The sequence below is a fragment of the Caulobacter sp. SL161 genome, assembly GCF_026672375.1.
In the GTDB taxonomy this organism is placed as follows: domain Bacteria; phylum Pseudomonadota; class Alphaproteobacteria; order Caulobacterales; family Caulobacteraceae; genus Caulobacter.
In genome coordinates this window covers 336,879-354,365 of sequence record NZ_JAPPRA010000001.1, presented here as the reverse complement: position 1 = coordinate 354,365, position 17,487 = coordinate 336,879, and the positions used below count along the sequence as shown (strand labels likewise).

Below are 17,487 nucleotides of genomic sequence, written 5' to 3'. Positions count from 1 at the left end.
CTATCTCAGGGGGCGTCGATCGATCGCCCAGGTCCGCCAGGCCTCGAAGTCGCCGTGCGCATAGGCCATGGCCGTCACCCGCACGCAGCCGGCCTCGATCTCGATCATGTTGAAGCTGGGCGCCGCGCCCCGCTCGCGCTGGGACAGGGTGCCTGACCCGATCGCCTGGGTTCGCCCGTCGCCGAACGGCAGCGGCGTGACGAACGGCAGATGGATATGACCCGACAGGATCACGTCGGCGCCGGCCTTCACGAACTGCTTGGCGGCGTCCACGCCGCCGTGCACGCGGGCGGTCATCGGCCCTCCCAGTATCTCCATCAGCGGATGGTGACAGGCCACGATGCGCAGGTCCCCAGCCGGCGCCGCCTCAAGCTCGCCCACCACGCGTCGGATCTGGTCCTGACCCACCGCGCCCTTTGACCAGTTCAAGCGCAGCTGAGCGGCGCGGGCGGTGTTCAGCGTGGTGAGCGTCACGCCAGGGCCCTGCCAGCGCGCGCCGTCCTCCGCGCCGAAGCGGTCGCAGAAGCGTCGCCAAGGGCGAGTGAAGCGCTCCCAGAGCTCGCCGGGACCGAAAAACGGCGTGTCGTGATTGCCGGGCGTGACGATCATCGGCCGGGGCAGGGTCTTCAGCCAGGCTGCGGCGGCGTCGAACTCACAGGCTCTCCCGTCCAGGGTGAGATCGCCCGTGGCCACCACGAGATCGGGCGCAGCCTTGCGAATCCAAGCGCCGGCGGCGGCGACGGCCTCGGCATTCTCGCCGCCGAAATGGATGTCCGAGAGCTGGATCAGTCTCATCGGATCGCCGGAACCAGGGCGCGGAACGCTTCGGGGCGGAAGCGGATCGAGGTTTCCATGTCCAGCCGCGCCGGCTCGCCGTCGAGGATGGCGGGGATGCGCCCATGGGCCCAGATCTGGCCGGCGCGACACAGGCCGACGGACACCGAAGGGTCCTCGCGCCATTGGCCGAGCGCGGCGTTCATCCCCAGGCGGAACACCTCGACCGCGCCGCTGGGGTCGAGGGCGGCGGCCTCCAGCGCCTGGGCGTCGGCGTTGAGCGCGCGGGACACCAGCGGGCACAGAAGGGTCAGGGCCTCGGCCTTGCCCTTGGGGCGACCATCGAGCGCGTAGCGGAGGCGCCCGGAAAAGGCGCGGCGAAAGGCGCGCTGGGCGCGGGCGAGGGCCAGATCGATACGCCCCTCGCGGGCCGCTTCGCGCGCCGTGGCCCACAGGGCGGGGCTGCCCAGGATGGCGGCGACGAAGAACTGGCGACCGCCCACCTCGCCGCCCGAGATCATCCGCGCTTCGCCGTCGCTAAGGCAGTCGCGCATAACCTCTTCCCAGGGGCGTTCGCCATAGAGGGCGTGCGGTAGCATGTTCATGGTTCCGCCCGGCAGCGGCGCGATCAGCGGGCCGTCCGCGCCGGCCATCTCGGCCGCCGTGCGGGCGGTGCCGTCGCCGGCCAGGACCAGAACGGCGTCCGGCGCACCATCGATCACCGCACGAAGGCAGTCGACGAGCTCATCAGGCGTGGGCGCATGGACGACGCCGGTCACGCCATGCTCGGCCAACAGGCGCTCGGCGATCTCGGGGGCGTCGGCTCCGACCGAGCCTGAGGCGGTGTTGACGACAACATCGATGCGCTTCATGCGCACACCCCCTCATGAAAACTTCCGCGACGCAACGATCCGTTCCCTCCGTGGCTCGGCTGGCGATGCGGAACCCTGATCCGTTGGGGCCGTTAGCTGGCCTGGAACAGCTCGAAACGGAGAGCCAAGATGAAGACGACCATGATCGCCCTGACGGGCGTCTGCGTGCTCGCCGCAGCGTGCACCTCGACCGGCAATGTGGAGCGTAGCGCCGCCGGCGGCGCGGCGCTGGGCGCCATCGCGGGCGCGGTGATCGGCAACAATGTGGGCAGTGGCAGCGCCGGCAAGGGCGCGGCGATCGGCGCGGCGGTCGGCGGCGCGGCCGGCGCGGTGAAGGGCTGTCGCGAGGACGGCGGCTGCGGCGCCAGCAACGTCAATCGTCGTCAGTACTATGACGAGCGCACCGGGCACCATTACTACTACGACGCCCGGAGTGGCCGTTACTTCTGGGAAGACGGCGCGCCCCGCCCCTGAGCGCGTCGTCGAAGCTCGCACAAAGGCGATCAGCCTGGGGCGATCGGCCTGGCTGGTCACCTTTGGTGTGTCTGCAATCTCAGAAGCGAGCCTTGCGAGCCCCGAAGTTTGAACGGTGCAGGTCGCGGCGGTTGGCCTTGGCGCATAAGGAAAGGCGGTCCGGTCACCCGGTCCGCCTGAGTTCGCATCAACAAAGGGGTGCGAAGGCGGCGGACTGGCTTTCGCCAGTCTCAAGTCGGGGGGCGTCGCCGCCTTCGCAGTCAGAAAACGACCGCACCGTCCCTTGGTTCCCGCCGCGCCGCGATTTTTTTTGAAGAGGCGTCGCAGCGCGCGAACGGGCGGAACAGGTGTGCGCGCAAGGCGTTGAAATCCCTGGGCGGACATCGGGTCCGCCGGGCGGGGGAGCGACGTCATGATGCGCACCTATGTGGCCGACCATGGCGGTACGGTTTTCGTTTCGACGCCCAGCCGGCGTCTGACACAGATCCGTTCGCGGATCATGGCGCTGGTCGTGATCGCCGTTGTGGGCGCCTCCGCCGGGACGGTGCAGGCCTTTCGTGATCACCAGCGTGCCGACGTCACCCGAATGTGGACGCCATAGCCACGCGCCGCCGCCTGCCGCCGGATGAGGATTTCCATCCCGGCCAGAGCCCACGCTCAACGGGACCACAGAAAAAAGAAAGACGGCCTCCGTGAGGAGACCGCCCTTTTTGTCGAAACGTCAGCCGGCTATTTCTTGATCCAGCCGCCGTCGAGCGGCTTCCAGTACTGGCCCGGCGCCAGGCGGGCGTAGAGCTGCTTGGCGGTCGCCTGGCCGGCGGCCTCGGGCGTCGCGCCGGTCTTGGCGGCGATGTCCTTGTAGGCGGCGGCGCGGCCGGTGTTGATCTCGGCCACCGCGGCGCGCAGGGCGGCGTCGCCGCCGGAGACTATGCCGAGGTATCCGTCGGCCTGCTCGCCCACCGTGCCCGCCATCTTGGCGGCGTCGACGGTCGCCTTGGCGGCGGGGGATTGCGCTATGGCCAGGCCCGCGCCGGCGGCGGTCATCGCCAGGCCCAGAGCCAGAACCGTCATCGTCTTGCGGATCATGTCGCTCCTCCTTGCTTAGAACAGGTTGGGGTTTTGCTGGATCAGCGACTGGACTTCCTTGTCCAGCCGCACGCGCACGTCGGCGTCCAGCTTGGCGTAGATATTGATCGGGTCGACCTTCACGCGGACGGTCGGCGTGCACGCGGCCGCGCCGAGCGCTCCGGTCGCGATCAGGGCCATCAAGAGGGCGCGCTTTCTCATGCGTCTGGTCTCCAGTTCGTATGCAGGGTGACGAGTCATGGTTGAACCGGACCTGAACGGGGCGGCTCGGTGTCCTCGCCGGCGATCGAACGCCGCCAAGCGTCCAGAAGCTCGTCGAAGTTCAGCGACGTGTCGAGGGTGAGGTCCACGGGCGTCTTGGCCGGCAAGGCGATGCGCTTGTCAAACGCGCGGCCGCGCAGCAGATCCAGAATCCCGACCTTGGCCTTTTCGGCCACCTTGGGGGCGTGCTGGCCCTTCACATGGAAGAGGATTCCCAGGCGTCCGTTGTCGGTGCTGTTGACGCCCGCTTCCAGCTGGTCGAACGCTAGGTTCTCCATGGCCTGATAGGCGAAGTCCTGGATGGCGTTCACCTGGCCGGGCGGCTGAGACGGCGGCGCGCCGGGGGCGTCGGCCGGGCTGGCGGCGACGTTCGACAGCGCCGTCCGGGCGATTTCCAGGCGACCGGGCTGGATCGCGCGCACCTGGCCGTTCTGGAACCTCAGGCCCTCGGGCCCGAAGGTGAAGGGCAGGCGGCCGTTGACCACGGCGTCGATCTTGATGCGATCAGCCAGGGACGAGGCGGCGATCAGTTCGCCGAGGTCCAGATGCTGAATGACGATCGCGCCCCTGATGGTCTTGTCCGCGCCCAGGGGCACGTCGATGGGCTCGATCGACACGCGGCCCTTGGCGGCTTCGAACGTCGCCTTGGAGATGTGCAACATCTCCGCGCCCAGCTGGAACACCGACTCGACGCCGGTGAGCGGCACCAGCGAATCGATCTTCACGACCTGCATCGTCTGGCGCGGCGCGCTGACCAGCGGGGCGAGACTGGTGAAGTCGATCGCGCCGTCCAGGGTGGCGACGAAGCCGATCGGGCTGGTGAAGTCGATCTTGTCGGCGACCAGACGTCCCCGGCTGGTCGCGCCGTCCGGATTCCAGGCAAAGACGCCGGTGAAGCTCGCGGGGCCCTTGGCCTCGCGCGCGAAGGCGGCCATCGGCGAGAGCTCCGCCGGCTGCAGGCCGCCCGGCGCGAAGGCCAGTTTCGAGGCGTCGATATCGGCCTGGCCCCGGCCTGTGGCCACGACATGGCGCAGGCGGATCGCGCCGAGGGGCGCCCCGACGGGCGTCGTGGCCTGGAAGCCGCCGGTCCACAGGCCGCTCGACAGGCCAAGGCGGCCCTTGGCGAGGATCGGGTTGAAGCGGCGCTCCGGGGCGGCGTCGGCGACGGCGGCGCTATCGACCCGCACCTGCGCGCGCTCGAAGCCGCGCGTTCCGCCCAGCGACGCCTCGCCCTGGATCGTCTCTAAGCTGGCCTGAGCGCTGGCCAGCGCGCCTTCGCCGTCCTTGAAGCGCAAGCCCGCGCTCCAGCCGCCCGGCCCGGCGGCCAACAGCGGCGCGGCGGTCGGACAGACCAGGGCCTTGATGGCGGTCACCGGGCTTTCACCCAGCGCGTAGGTTCTCGCCGTGACCGGGGCGCACTGGCGGGAAACCAGGGTGAAGCGCCCGTCCGCGATCCGCGCCTGGCCGTCGATCTGGCCGGTGACGCCCTGGATCGGCGGCAGGTCGAAGCCCTCGGCGGCGAGGGTCAGCGGCGAGGTCACAACCCCGCCGGCCGCGCGCCAGTCGCTCGCCGCCAGACGCACCGTCGGCAGGCCGTCGCCCTGGAGGGCCGCCCGAAGACCGCCGCGCGCGCCGTTTTCCCCAGCGTCCAAGAGCACGCCGTTCGGCGCGTCTGCGGTCAAGATGACGCCGTTCGGAGCGGTCAGGCGCGCCTCGCGTGATAGCGCCACCCGCGTCCGGCCCCCCGCCACCTCGAGGCCAAGGCCCGGCGCGTTCAGGGCGAAGGACCGCAGCGCCCGGCTGAGCGGCGGGCCATAGGCGGGGTTGGGAATCAGGGCCGCAAGCCGGTCCGCATCGGGTCCGGAGATCCCGCTTTCGCCGGAGGCCGCGCCCGCCAGGCTGAGCCTCAGGCCCTGAGCGTCCTGGCCGATCCGGCCGCCGGCGGCCAGGCGCGCCGACGCCAGCGCCAGGGCGCCCATGGCCAGCCGATCGGCGCGCGTTTCGATCTTCAGCGGCCCTTCAAGGCGCGCGCCTTGCGCGTCCGCCGCCAGAGACAGGCTTTCCGATGCGCCCTGGCCGCGCAGGTTGCGCACCGCAACGCCGCCCGCGATCGCCTGTCCGGCGCGTAGGTCGGCGGTGGTCGCGCCGCGCAGGCTCAGCCGGCCGTCGCGACGCTCGCCCTCTATGCGGTCAAGCGCCAGGGCGAGCGTTGTGTCGCGCGCCTGCAGCGACGGGGCTGAAAGCCGGTCGCCGCGCAGGGCCGCGCGGCCCTTGCCCACCAGGGCGAAGTCTTGCGGCCCGCCGTCCAGCCGTCCGTTCCACGACAGGTCGGCGGCCAGCCCCTCCATCTGGCCATCGCTCAGTCGGGCGGTGTCGGCGCGCAGGGCCAGCTGGGCCGTCAGCGGGCCCTGGGCGGTCCTGCGGGCGAGATCCGGATAGGGCAGGTCGGCGCTGAGCCGGGCGGTGGTTCCAGCCAGATCGGCCGCCGAGGTCTCCAGGCTGTCCAGCGCCAGGGTGACGTCGATCGTCAGCCGATCACCGCGCTTGCGGGCGGTGACGCTCGCGCCCCTGGCGTCGATGGCGAGGTCCCGGACCGCATAGCGCAGCGGCGCAAGCCGCGCGTCCAGCCGCCTTAGCTGGCCCTCGTCCAGGCTGGCGTCACCGGTGATCCGCGCGCGACCGCCGGGCGTGGTCAGATCCAGCCTCGCGCCCTCCACCAGCACCGCAGGCCCCGGAAACTCGGGCCGGCGCGGGGCCTTCAGCGCTTCGTCGATCAGCGGCTGCAAGGCGCCCAGCCGCAGGCCCTTGTCGTCGAGGGTGGCGGCGATGCGCGGCCGCACCAGGCGCACGGCCTTGGTCTGGATGGCGAACGCGCCTCCGCTCCAGGGCGTGGAGAGGTCGTAGGCGACCTCCAGGCGTTCGGCGGCGAAGATCGGAGCGTTGCGTGGACCGAGGCGCACCGTGCCGACGAAGCCGGTGGCGTCGACGTCCTCCAGCTGCACGGCGGCCTCGATCCCGCGCTCGCTTAGCCAGGACTCGGCCAGCTCGCGGCTGATCTCGCGCCGGCCCGACCAGACGACCAGACCCGTGGCGATGAACGCCATCATCGACAGCGACACCACCTCCAGGCCGAGATCCACCAGACGCGCGCGCGTGCTGGGCGCGGATCTGGCCGCGGTGTCTGGCGTCGGTTCGGTCGAGGGTTCTGCCATCACGTCCTGGCGTCTGGTGTCCTAACAAAGCCCCCCGGCCAAGCTTTGGATCCCTATTTCTTGAAGCCCAGCACGTCCTGCATGTCGTAGAGGCCTGGCGGCTTGCCCTTGACCCAGACGGCGGCGGCGATGGCGCCGCGCGCGAACAGGCCCCGGTCGATGGCCGAGTGTGACAGGGTCAGGCTCTCGCTCTCGCCGGCGAAGATCACGCTGTGCTCGCCGATGATCCCGCCGCCGCGCACCACCGAAAAGCCGATCGCGCCATCCTGGCGCGGGCCGGTGACACCGTCGCGGCCCCGGTCGGCGACCTCGGCGAGGGCCACGCCCCGTCCTTCGGCGGCCGCTTCGCCCAGCATCAGGGCCGTGCCCGACGGCGCGTCGATCTTGCGCTTGTGGTGGGCCTCATAGACCTCGATGTCCCAATCCTGAGCCGGTAGGGCGGCGGCGGCCTGACGCACCAGGCCCATCAGCATGTTGACGCCCAGCGAATAGTTGCCTGAGCGGACGATGACGATCTGCTGCGCGGCCGCGTCGATGCGGGCCAGCTGCTCGTCCGAAAACCCGGTGGAGCCGATGACCAGCGCCGGACCGCCGTTCGCGGCGGCCTCTTCGGCCAGGACGACCGAGGCCTCGGGCAGGGTGAAGTCGATCACCGCCTCGGCGGCGGCCAGGGCGGTCTCGCGCGCGACAAGGCCTTCGCCCTCGACGCCCGGACGCTCGAAGCGCGCGGCGATCACGGCGTCAGCTCGCCCCTCCAGCGCCTGGGCGACGGCGCGACCCATGCGGCCGTTGGCGCCTGCGATCGCGATCTTCACGGGCTGGGACAAGGCGGACTCCAGGATACAACAGACCTTGGGCAAATCACCTGTTCCGCCCCTTCAGGTCAACCTCACGCCGCCTTACCCGAGGGCGCCGCGCTTGACGCAACGCCAAGTCCAACAAGCGTTTGCAGGGATTTTCGCGTTCTGACCCGGTTGTGACGCCCGGTCCCCGTCGCTACGGTGCGGACATATAAGGGCGTGTCCGCATCGATCGGCCCGCCCCTTGATCAACTTGCGCAGCAGGAATGGGGAACGCCGACATGAGCGACGCGGAACGCAAGACCTTCACCGACGCGGAGGCCCTGGCCTTCCACCGCTACCCGACCCCCGGCAAGATCGCCATCGTGCCGACCAAGCCGATGGCCACCCAGCGTGACCTCAGCTTGGCCTATTCGCCGGGCGTCGCCGTCCCCGTCCACGCCATCGCCGCCGATCCGGACATGGCCTACGAGTACACCTCCAAGGGCAACCTGGTGGCGGTGATCTCGAACGGCACCGCGATCCTGGGTCTGGGCGACCTGGGGGCCCTGGCGTCCAAGCCGGTGATGGAAGGCAAGAGCGTCCTCTTCAAGCGCTTCGGCGACGTCGACTCGATCGACATCGAGGTCACCACCAAGGATCCCGACGAGATCATCACGGTGGTCAAGAACATCGGCGTCACCTTCGGCGGCATCAATCTGGAGGACATCAAGAGCCCCGAGTGCTTCCGCATCGAGACCGAGCTGCAGGAACTGCTCGACATCCCGGTGTTCCATGACGACCAGCACGGCACGGCGATCATCTGCGCCGCCGGCCTGATCAACGCCTGCCACATCACCGGCAAGAAGATCGAGGACGTGAAGGTCGTGCTGAACGGCCCCGGCGCGGCCGGCATCGCCTCGCTGGAGCTGATCAAGGCCATGGGCGTGCGGGCCGAGAACTGCATCGCCGTCGACTCCAAGGGCGTACTCTATCGCGGCCGCACCGAGGGCATGAACCAGTGGAAGAGCGCCCACGCGGTCGAGACCGATAAGCGCACCCTGGCCGAAGCCGTGGTCGGCGCCGACGTGCTTTTGGGCCTGTCGGCCAAGGGCGCCTTCACGCCCGAGATGATCGCCTCCATGGCTCCCAACCCGGTCATCTTCGCCATGGCCAATCCCGATCCGGAGATCACGCCCGAAGAGGTCAAGCGCGTGCGCAAGGACGCGATCATGGGCACGGGCCGCAGCGACTATCCCAACCAGGTCAACAACGTCCTGGGCTTCCCCTACATCTTCCGCGGCGCGCTGGACGTGCGGGCCCGCCGCGTGAACCACGAGATGAAGATCGCCTGCGCCCAGGCCCTGGCCATGCTGGCGCGCGAGGACGTGCCGGACGAGGTCGCCGCCGCCTATCACGGTCGCCAGCTGAAGTTCGGCCCCGACTACATCATCCCGTCGGCCTTCGACCCGCGCCTGATCTGGTACGTGCCGCCCTTCGTCGCCCAGGCAGCGATGGACACCGGCGTCGCCCGCAAGCCGATCGCCGACATGGACGCCTATCGCGCCAGCCTCGCCCAGCGCCTGGATCCCACCGCCGGCTTCCTGCAGAAGATCTCCGGCTCGGTGCTGGCCAATCCCAAGCGCATCGTCTTCGCCGAAGGTGAAGACCCCAGCGTCATCCGCGCGGCCTACGCCTATCAGAGCGGCGGGTTCGGCAAGGCCATCCTCTGCGGCCGCGAGAATCTGGTGCACGAGAACATGCGCCTGGTGGGACTGGATCCCGAGACGGCGGGTCTTGAGATCATCAACGCGCGTCTTTCCGAACGTAATCCAGATTACGTCGACGCCCTGTACGCCCGCCTGCAGCGCCAGGGCTATCTGAAGCGCGACGTCCAGCGCCTGATCAACCAGGACCGCAACAGCTTCGCCGCCTCGATGGTCACCCTGGGCGAGGCCGACGGCATGGTCACGGGCGTCACCCGCAGCTTCGACCAGGCCCTGGAAGAGGTGCTGCGCGTCGTCGATCCCGCCCCCGGCGGCCGGATCATGGGCATGTCGGTGGTGCTGGCCAAGGGCCGGACGATCTTTGTGGCCGACACCAATGTCACCGAACTGCCCGAGGCCGAGGAACTGGTCGAGATCGCCTGCGAGGCCGCCCGCGCTGTCAAGCGCCTGGGCTTCAAGCCGCGCGTGGCCTTTATGAGCTATTCGACCTTCGGCAACCCGATGGGCTTGCGCTCGGAGAAGGTGCGCGAAGCCGTTGCCATGCTCGACGAGATGGAGGTCGACTTCGAATACGAAGGCGAGATGCCGCCCGAGCTGGCTCTGGATCCGGAAAAGCGCGCCAACTATCCGTTCATGCGCCTGACCGACAGCGCCAACATCCTGATCATGCCGGCCATCCACGCCGCCTCGATCTCGACCAAGCTGGTGCAGTCGTTGGGCGGCGCTACGGTGATCGGCCCGGTGCTCTTAGGCCTTTCCAAGTCGGTGCAGATCGCGCCGCTGTCGGCCTCGGTGTCCAAGATCCTGAACATGGCCATGATGGCCGCTTATGATCAGCCGGTCGACGACGGCGAGGGGTGACGGCTTAATCCTGCCTCTGCAGAGAAGGACACGCGACGTGACTCCCTCTCCCATGGGGGACTCCCTCTCCCATGGGGAGAGGGCCGGGGAGAGGGGGTGCGGCCTTAGCCGGAGCGCCGGCAGGGCGGCGGCTTTGAAACCCCTCACCCGACCGCTTTGCGGCCACCCTCTCCCTCTGGGAGAGGGAACCGGTTTACGGGGATTGGCGGGCGTGAACGCTCGGAATTGGCGGGGCGAACGTCAACAAAATCAACGCCTTCTCACTTTTGCGCGCCAACTTATCCTCCGCGCTGGAACCACCCCCATAATCATAGCCATCCCCGTCGCGGGGGAGGGCGTATGGATCCGGCCCAATACGGCGGCGGGGCTAGGTTGAGCGGGGCCGCGTTCGGCGCCCGGCGGCTTGGTCTGGTCGTGCGGCTTACTCTTTAGGAGCGCGTACGAGAGGCCGGGCCGCTTGGGATCACGTCGAAGGCGGAGCGACAGGGCGGTGATCGTATAAGCCGCCTATCGTGGATCGTCGGGCTGGACACGGATGTAGCCGCTCCAGTTGGTCCGCGCCCGTCCGGGGGCTCCTGGGGTCCCGAGCTGAAAGACGCTCACGCCCCCCATCCTCACGGGCAAGAACAACCTGGCGGAGCGGAAGCGCGAGCCGAAACGCAAAACACACTCACGGTACTCCGGGTTCGCCCGGCCGCTCCGTCGCCTCCCCACTGAACTTCAGCGAGCGATCGCGTGAAGCGGCGGACGCACGCCTTCTAAATCCTCCCCCCAGCGGGGGAGGTGTCGGCCCGAAGGGACGACGGAGGGGGAAGGGGCCGGTTCAGCAGCACTTCCCCCTCCGTCCGCTGCGCGGACACCTCCCCCGCGAGGGGGAGGATTGTTCACCCCAGCCCTTCCCCATCAAGGGGAAGGGGGCTCTGCGTAGCCGCGACAACGCGCCTCTTGAGCGACTCGCCAAGTCGGCCAAATCTTCTTGCGTCGGAACGTTTGTCGGAGGCTCTTCGATGGCGAGTAAGGCGTTCGAGCTGCAGATGATGGGCTACGGCCTGACCACGGCCGAAATTCACTACCACATGCCCGACCACCCCGCCCTGCTGCAGCTCTATGTCTGGCAGGAGTATGATCTGGCGCCGAAATTCCCGACCCTGAAAGGGTTCCTGGACTTCTGGGCCAAGGAGCTGGACGGGGTGCTGCATTCGGTGCGGATCGCGCATAACCGGCTGATCAGTCCTCGCGAATGGCGGGCCGTGAACGGGGTCTTCACGCTGCAATGAGCATCGCCGGGGTTGCGCGGCGGCTTCCCCGCCCGTAACTCCCCGGCGATGAGCATTTCCGCCCATGGGGCCAAGATCTGCGGACTGTCGACGCCCGAGACGGTGAAGGCCGCCTTCGACGGCGGCGCCGCGTTCCTAGGCTTTGTCTTTTTCGACAAGAGCCCGCGCAACGTCGCGCCCGAGACCGCCGCGCGCCTTGTGGCGCCGGTTCGCGGCCGGGGCGTGCAGACGGTCGCCGTCACCGTCGATCCGGACGACGCCCTGATCGACCGCCTGATGGCGACGATGCGGCCAGACCTGATCCAGGTGCACGGCAAGGAGACCCCCTCGCGGGTTCGCGAGATCGCCGCCCGCGCCGGCGTCGGGGTGATCAAGGCCTTTTCCGTCTCCTCATCGGCGGATGTCGATCAGGCCGCGACCTTCGACGGCGTGACCGAGCACCTGATGTTCGACGCCAAACCGGTCGAAGGCTCGGCCCTGCCCGGCGGCACGGGCGCTCGCTTCGACTGGGGCCTGCTGGCCGGGCGGCGCTTTTCGCGGCCGCATTTCCTGGCCGGCGGGCTTGATCCGTGGAACGTCAGAGAGGCCATCAAGACCTCCGGAACGCCCCTGGTGGACGTTTCTTCTGGCGTGGAGCGTGGTCCCGGCCTAAAGGACCCGGCTCTGATCACGGCGTTTCTCGACGCCGTCAAACGCGCCCAAGACTGAAAAGCCCAGCTCGGAAGCCCTCGTGAACGCTCCTGCGAAACCCAATGACTACTCGGCCTATCCCGATGCGGAGGGCCGCTTTGGCGGGTTCGGCGGCCGCTATGTCGCCGAGACCCTGATGCCGCTGGTCCTGGACCTGGGCAAGGCCTATGCCGACGCCAAGGCCGACCCGGAATTCCAGGCGCAGCTGACGAGCTACAATACCCATTACGCCGGCCGACCGAGCCCGCTCTATTTCGCCGAGCGCCTGACCGAGCACTTCGGCGGGGCCAAGATCTATTTCAAGCGCGACGAGCTGAACCACACCGGCTCGCACAAGATTAACAACGCGCTCGGCCAAATCCTACTGGCCATGCGCATGGGCAAGACCCGGATCATCGCCGAGACGGGCGCTGGCCAACACGGTGTGGCCACCGCCACCGTCTGCGCCCGCTTTGGCCTGCCCTGCGTCGTCTATATGGGCGCCACCGACGTCGAGCGGCAGAAGCCCAATGTCTTCCGCATGAACCTCTTGGGCGCGGAAGTCCGGCCGGTCAGCTCGGGCACCGGCACCCTCAAGGACGCCATGAACGAGGCGATGCGCGATTGGGTGACCAACGTGCATGACACCTACTACCTGATCGGCACCGCCGCCGGCCCGCACCCCTACCCGGTGATGGTCCGCGACTTCCAGAGCGTGATCGGCGCCGAGGCGCGCGAGCAGATCCTGGAGAGGGAAGGTCGCCTTCCCGACGCGGTGGTCGCCTGCATCGGCGGGGGCTCCAACGCCATCGGCCTGTTCCACCCGTTCCTCGGCGACGAGGGCGTGCGCCTGATCGGCGTCGAGGCGGCCGGCCACGGCGTTTCGACCGACAAGCACGCCGCCTCGCTGACCGGCGGGCGTCCGGGCGTGCTGCACGGCAACCGCACCTATCTTCTGCAGGACGACGACGGCCAGATCATCGACGCCCACTCGATCTCGGCGGGCCTCGACTATCCGGGCATCGGTCCGGAACACTCGTTCCTGCACGAGATCGGCCGCGCCGAATATGTCTCGACCACCGACAGCGAGGCCCTGGAGGCCTTCAAGCTGTGCTCGACGCTGGAAGGCATCATCCCGGCCCTGGAGCCGGCCCACGCCCTGGCCCGGGTCGGCGAGATCGCCCAGGAGCTGGGCAAGGGCAAGATCGTGGTGATGAATCTCTGCGGTCGCGGCGACAAGGACATCTTCACGGTGGCCGAAGCCCTCGGGCGCAAGATCTAGGACCGACCTCGCGTGACCAAAGACCGTATCGACCGCCGCTTCGCGGCGCTGAAGGCCGAAAACCGCGCCGGCTTCGTGACCTATGTCATGGCCGGCGATCCCGACGCCGCCACGACCCTTGAGGTGCTCAAGGGCCTGCCGGGCGCCGGCGCCGACCTGATCGAGCTGGGCTTCCCCTTCTCGGACCCCATGGCTGAAGGGCCGACCATCCAGCGCGCCGCCCAGCGGGGCCTGAAGTCGGGCATGACCCTGCAGGGCACGTTGGATCTGGTCGCCGCCTTCCGCGAAGGCGACCAGGACACGCCGGTTATCCTGATGGGCTATCTGAACCCGGTGCTGAACAAGGGCTTCGAGACCTTCGCTGGCCTGGCCGCCAAGGCCGGGGTCGACGGGCTGATCATCGTCGACTGCCCGCCCGAAGAGGCCGACCCGCTGTCGGACGCGCTGGAAGCCGAGGGCATCGCCCTGATTCGTCTGGCGGCCCCGACCACCGATGACGCCCGCCTGCCGATGGTGGTGCGCCGCACGTCGGGCTTCGTCTATTACGTCTCGGTCGCCGGGGTGACCGGCGTGAAGTCGGCCGACGCGGCCGATGTGGCCCCCGCCGTCGAACGTCTGCGCAAGGCCTCGGGCCTGCCGGTCGCCGTGGGCTTTGGCATCCGCACGCCGGCTCAGGCCGCCGCCGTCGCCAAGGTGGCGGACGCGGCCGTCGTCGGCTCGGCCCTGGTCGATGAAATCGAGGCTGCGGCGCAGTTGAACGAAAACGTGACCGAGAAGGTTCTTCTAAAAGCGTCGGAGCTGGCTAAGGCTGTGCGTTCGGCGCGAGTCGGGACGAAGTGAGGCTTTAAGGCTATGGCTATGGCTGAACCCCAGGACCCGAAAAAGGGCGACAAGAAAACAGCGGAGCGCCGAGGCGGCGGCTGGCTGTCGCGGATCGCCCCCGGCGTGCGCGGCGCGTTCGCCAAGCGCGAGACGCCCGAGAACCTCTGGGTCAAGTGCCCCGACACGGGCGAGATGATCTTCCGCTCCGACCTGGAGGCGGCCCTGTGGGTCACGCCGGCCGGTCGCCATATGCGAATTGGGCCGGAGGCCCGCTTCAAGTTCACCTTCGATGACGGCCAGTACGAGGCCCTGCCGACCCCGTCGGTAGTCGAGGATCCGCTGAAGTTCTCGGACGGCAAGCCCTACAAGGACCGCCTGGTCGCGGCCCGCAAGGCGACGGGCGAGCCGGACGCCATGGCCATCGGCTACGGCAAGGTCGGCGGGGTCGACGCCGTGGTGCTGGTGCAGGACTTCGCCTTCATGGGCGGTTCGCTGGGCATGGCCGCGGGCGAGGGCTTCATCGCCGCCGCCAAGGCCGCGCTGGAGCGTGAAGTTCCGCTGATCGCCTTCACCGCCGCCGGCGGCGCCCGCATGCAGGAAGGCGCGCTGTCGCTGATGCAGATGGCCCGCACCACGCTGGCCATCAACGAGCTGAAGGACGCAGCCCTGCCCTACGTCGTGGTCCTGACCGACCCGACCACCGGCGGCGTCACCGCCTCCTACGCCATGCTGGGCGACATCCACCTGGCCGAGCCGGGCGCCCTGATCGGCTTCGCCGGCCCGCGCGTCATCGAGCAGACCATCCGCGAGACCCTGCCGCCGGGCTTCCAGCGCTCGGAGTACCTCGTCGAAAAGGGCATGGTCGACCGCGTCACGCACCGCAAGGAGCTGCCGGAAGTCCTGGGCTCGCTGCTGGGCACCCTGATGATGGGCCGCAAGCGCCAGGCGGCCTAGAGCTTTCTCATCCTCCCCCGTGAAACGGGGGAGGGGGACCGCCGAATGGCGGTGGAGGGGGCGTCAACGCCTCCCACAGCGCCCCCTCCGTCACGTCGCCTATGGCGCCGCGCCACCTCCCCCGCTAGAGCCTCGCGCGTCAAAACGGAATCGTTTTGACGCGACAACGAGGCTCTAAATCAAACACTTAGAGCGTGACTAGCGCCGAAACCGGTTCCCACTTTCGGCGTCACGCTCTAGGCGGGTGAGGAGGGAGACGAGCATGACCGACCACCTCCGCGCCCACGACGCCGCCCTCGCGCGGCTTCAGGCGCTGCATCCCAAGCTGATCGACCTGTCGCTGGACCGGATGCGGCGACTATGCGCCGCGCTGGGCGACCCGCAAGGCCGCCTACCGCCTGTGATCCACGTGGCCGGCACCAACGGCAAGGGCTCGACGGTGGCGTTCCTGCGGGCCATGGCCGAGGCGGCGGGCTTGAGCGTCCATGTCTTCACCTCGCCGCATCTGGTGCGCTTTTCCGAACGCATCCGCCTGGCGGGAACCCTCATCACCGACGACCATCTGGCCGAGGTGCTGGACCGCGTCGAGCGGGCCAACGCCGGTCAGCCGATCACCTTCTTCGAGATCACCACGGCCGCCGCCTTCGTCGCCTTCGCCGAGGTTCCGGCCGATCTGTGCGTCATCGAGGTGGGTCTCGGCGGAATCCTCGATGCGACGAATGTCGTGACGCCCAAGGTCAGCGTGATCGCGCCGGTCGATCTGGATCACCGCGAGTTCCTCGGCGACACGATCGGCCAGATCGCCGGCGAGAAGGCGGGAATCATCAAGCCGGGCGCGCCCGCCGTCTCCGCCCGTCAGCACGAGGAGGCCGAGCCGGTCATCGAGGCCGCCGCTGATCGCGCCGGGGTTTCGCTGACGCTGATGGGCCGCGACTTCGACGCCTGGGGCGAGCGCGGCCGTCTGCTGGTCCAGATGCAGGACCGCCTCCTGGACCTGCCCGCCCCGGCGCTGCCCGGCGAGCACCAGTTCGCCAACGCCGGCCTGGCGGTCGCCGCCCTGCTGGCCCTGGGCGATTCGCGGATCGACGAGGCGGCGATGGCGCGCGGGCTGGAATCCACCGTCTGGCCGGCCCGTTTCCAGCGCCTGACCGCCGGTCCTCTGGCCGAGCGCGCCAAGGCGGCGGGGGCGGACCTCTGGCTGGACGGCGGCCACAATCCGCATGCGGGCCTGGCCGTCTCCCGCGCCCTCGCCGACCTGGCGGCGCGTGACGGCCGTCCCGTGGCGCTGATCTCGGGGCTCCTGGCCAACAAGGACGCCACCGGCTTCTTCGGCGCCTTCCGGGGCGTGGCGACCAAGGTCTTCACCGTGACCTTCGAGGGCCACGCCGCCGCCAGCGCCGCCGACACGGCCGCCGCCGCCGAACTGGCCGGCCTGCGGGCCCGCGCCTGCGATTCGGTGGCCGAAGCGCTCGATCACGCCCTGGAACTGGAGCCCACGCCGCACGTCCTGATCTGCGGCTCGCTGTATCTGGCCGGCGAGGTCCTGGCGATGAGTCCAGAGACTTGGCCGACCTAACCGCGTAAGGCTGACCTCACGCCGATAGGGCGGCTCGGCCCGCTGGACATCCCCGGCACGCGCGCCCGTCCTGGCAGGAACCGCCGATGGCCAAGGGTCAGAAGAAGTCCAACAAGGAAATCCGCAAACCGAAGGCCGAAAAGAAGCCGCCGCCCGCGCCGGTCTCGCCGTTTATCGTGACGGGGAAGAAGTAAGCCCCGCCCTTGTCCGAATTCCCCGGCGAATGCCGGGGCCCAGATACATCCTGAGCCTTGAGCGGGTTCGCGCCAGCCGTCCGTACCGCATATGACGGGTCACGGGGTTTGATCTGGATCCCGGCATTCGCCGGGAAGGTCGGGATATCACAACGAAAAACGCCCGCCCCGGCGAACCGGAGCGGGCGTCTTCAATTCAGGCGATCGGGCCGATCAGGCCGGTTGCTGGACGCCGGCTTCGTTCAGCCATTCCAGGATCTTCTGCTTGGGCATGGCGCCGACCTTCATCGAGGTCATCTGGCCGTCGCGGAACAGCATCATGGTCGGGATGCCGCGAACGCCATAGCGCGACGGGGTGGTCGGGCTGTCCTCGATATTGACCTTGGCGATGGTCACCACGTCGGCCAGCTCTTCCGAAAGCTGCTCCAGCGCCGGGGCGATCTGCTTGCACGGACCGCACCATTCGGCCCAGAAGTCGACGAGCACGGGCTTGCTCGACTTCAGGACGTCGGCTTCGAAGGTGGCGTCGGTCACCGCAACGGTGCTCATGGTCTGCTCCAGTCTGGCGTCGCGCGGCGGAGTCCGGCGCGGAGGACGCAATAGGGTTCAGGCCCGGAAGCTTCCGGGCGGTTGGCCAAGATGTAGGAGGACCGGGCGCGTCCGGCAA

The 17,487-nt window shown here is 69.0% G+C and carries 17 protein-coding genes and 2 pseudogenes; 11 read left to right on the top strand and 8 right to left on the bottom strand.

Annotated features, from left to right (window positions below; translation table 11 throughout):
- Positions 1 to 795 carry a metallophosphoesterase family protein gene (locus tag OVA11_RS01875; protein ID WP_268065783.1) on the bottom strand — a complete coding sequence of 265 codons (795 nt, stop codon included), beginning with the start codon at positions 793 to 795 and terminating at the stop codon, positions 1 to 3.
- A complete protein-coding gene (locus OVA11_RS01870; RefSeq protein WP_268065782.1) occupies positions 792 to 1,646 on the bottom strand; it encodes a diacylglycerol/lipid kinase family protein in 855 nt (284 codons plus the stop codon). The genes OVA11_RS01875 and OVA11_RS01870 overlap by 4 nt, the downstream gene beginning before the upstream one ends.
- A 129-nt stretch (positions 1,647 to 1,775) precedes the next feature.
- On the opposite strand from OVA11_RS01870, the gene OVA11_RS01865 reads away from it, so the two are divergent.
- Complete coding sequence (locus OVA11_RS01865) at positions 1,776 to 2,120, top strand: YMGG-like glycine zipper-containing protein (protein WP_268065781.1); 345 nt, start codon at positions 1,776 to 1,778, stop codon at positions 2,118 to 2,120.
- Between the two features lie 412 nt (positions 2,121 to 2,532).
- Positions 2,533 to 2,721 (top strand): hypothetical protein, encoded by a 189-nt coding sequence (locus tag OVA11_RS01860; protein WP_268065780.1) that lies wholly within the window; start codon positions 2,533 to 2,535, stop codon positions 2,719 to 2,721.
- Between the two features lie 128 nt (positions 2,722 to 2,849).
- Here the strand turns inward: OVA11_RS01860 and OVA11_RS01855 are convergent, their stop codons facing one another.
- The 4 genes from OVA11_RS01855 to dapB are packed head-to-tail and all read right to left on the bottom strand — an operon-like array spanning position 2,850 to position 7,506.
- The gene (locus OVA11_RS01855; RefSeq protein WP_268065779.1) at positions 2,850 to 3,206 is read right to left on the bottom strand and encodes a YdbL family protein; all 357 of its coding nucleotides are present in this window, start codon (positions 3,204 to 3,206) and stop codon (positions 2,850 to 2,852) included.
- Positions 3,207 to 3,221: 15 nt separating this feature from the next.
- Positions 3,222 to 3,407 carry a YnbE family lipoprotein gene (locus tag OVA11_RS01850; RefSeq protein ID WP_024265977.1) on the bottom strand — a complete coding sequence of 62 codons (186 nt, stop codon included), beginning with the start codon at positions 3,405 to 3,407 and terminating at the stop codon, positions 3,222 to 3,224.
- Positions 3,408 to 3,442: 35 nt separating this feature from the next.
- Entirely contained in the window at positions 3,443 to 6,682 is a 3,240-nt protein-coding gene (locus tag OVA11_RS01845; protein WP_268065778.1) for an intermembrane phospholipid transport protein YdbH family protein, read from the bottom strand.
- A gap of 50 nt (positions 6,683 to 6,732) precedes the next feature.
- The gene (dapB, locus tag OVA11_RS01840) at positions 6,733 to 7,506 is read right to left on the bottom strand and encodes a 4-hydroxy-tetrahydrodipicolinate reductase (RefSeq protein WP_268065777.1); all 774 of its coding nucleotides are present in this window, start codon (positions 7,504 to 7,506) and stop codon (positions 6,733 to 6,735) included.
- Positions 7,507 to 7,745: 239 nt separating this feature from the next.
- Here dapB and OVA11_RS01835 point away from each other — a divergent pair, with 239 nt between their 5' ends.
- Entirely contained in the window at positions 7,746 to 10,046 is a 2,301-nt protein-coding gene (locus tag OVA11_RS01835; protein ID WP_268065776.1) for an NADP-dependent malic enzyme, read from the top strand.
- A 716-nt stretch (positions 10,047 to 10,762) separates the two neighbouring features.
- On the opposite strand, the pseudogene OVA11_RS19760 reads toward OVA11_RS01835, so the two are convergent.
- Positions 10,763 to 10,873, bottom strand: a pseudogene (locus OVA11_RS19760) (hypothetical protein); the annotation flags it as partial.
- 180 nt (positions 10,874 to 11,053) lie between these two features.
- On the opposite strand from OVA11_RS19760, the gene OVA11_RS01830 reads away from it, so the two are divergent.
- The 8 genes and pseudogenes from OVA11_RS01830 (at position 11,054) to OVA11_RS01795 (ending at position 16,820) form a co-directional block, all read left to right on the top strand.
- Complete coding sequence (locus tag OVA11_RS01830) at positions 11,054 to 11,323, top strand: usg protein (protein ID WP_268065775.1); 270 nt, start codon at positions 11,054 to 11,056, stop codon at positions 11,321 to 11,323.
- A gap of 48 nt (positions 11,324 to 11,371) precedes the next feature.
- Positions 11,372 to 12,031, top strand: coding sequence for a phosphoribosylanthranilate isomerase (locus OVA11_RS01825; protein WP_268065774.1), 660 nt, complete (start codon positions 11,372 to 11,374; stop codon positions 12,029 to 12,031).
- 22 nt (positions 12,032 to 12,053) lie between these two features.
- Complete coding sequence (gene trpB / locus OVA11_RS01820; RefSeq protein WP_268065773.1) at positions 12,054 to 13,274, top strand: tryptophan synthase subunit beta; 1,221 nt, start codon at positions 12,054 to 12,056, stop codon at positions 13,272 to 13,274.
- 12 nt (positions 13,275 to 13,286) lie between these two features.
- On the top strand, positions 13,287 to 14,114 hold the full coding sequence (trpA, locus tag OVA11_RS01815) for a tryptophan synthase subunit alpha (RefSeq protein ID WP_268065772.1): 828 nt from the start codon (positions 13,287 to 13,289) through the stop codon (positions 14,112 to 14,114).
- A 12-nt stretch (positions 14,115 to 14,126) separates the two neighbouring features.
- Positions 14,127 to 15,050: an acetyl-CoA carboxylase carboxyltransferase subunit beta gene (locus tag OVA11_RS01810; RefSeq protein ID WP_268065771.1), complete on the top strand. Its 924-nt coding sequence runs from the start codon at positions 14,127 to 14,129 to the stop codon at positions 15,048 to 15,050.
- A 9-nt stretch (positions 15,051 to 15,059) separates the two neighbouring features.
- Positions 15,060 to 15,178: pseudogene (locus OVA11_RS01805) on the top strand (hypothetical protein).
- Between the two features lie 134 nt (positions 15,179 to 15,312).
- Positions 15,313 to 16,626: a bifunctional folylpolyglutamate synthase/dihydrofolate synthase gene (locus OVA11_RS01800; protein WP_268065770.1), complete on the top strand. Its 1,314-nt coding sequence runs from the start codon at positions 15,313 to 15,315 to the stop codon at positions 16,624 to 16,626.
- A gap of 86 nt (positions 16,627 to 16,712) precedes the next feature.
- On the top strand, positions 16,713 to 16,820 hold the full coding sequence (locus OVA11_RS01795) for a hypothetical protein (RefSeq protein WP_096034522.1): 108 nt from the start codon (positions 16,713 to 16,715) through the stop codon (positions 16,818 to 16,820).
- A gap of 213 nt (positions 16,821 to 17,033) precedes the next feature.
- On the opposite strand, the gene trxA is transcribed toward OVA11_RS01795, so the two are convergent.
- Positions 17,034 to 17,369, bottom strand: a complete 336-nt coding sequence (gene trxA, locus OVA11_RS01790; RefSeq protein WP_096053174.1) for a thioredoxin — start codon at positions 17,367 to 17,369, stop codon at positions 17,034 to 17,036.
- Between the last annotated feature and the right edge of the window lie 118 nt (positions 17,370 to 17,487).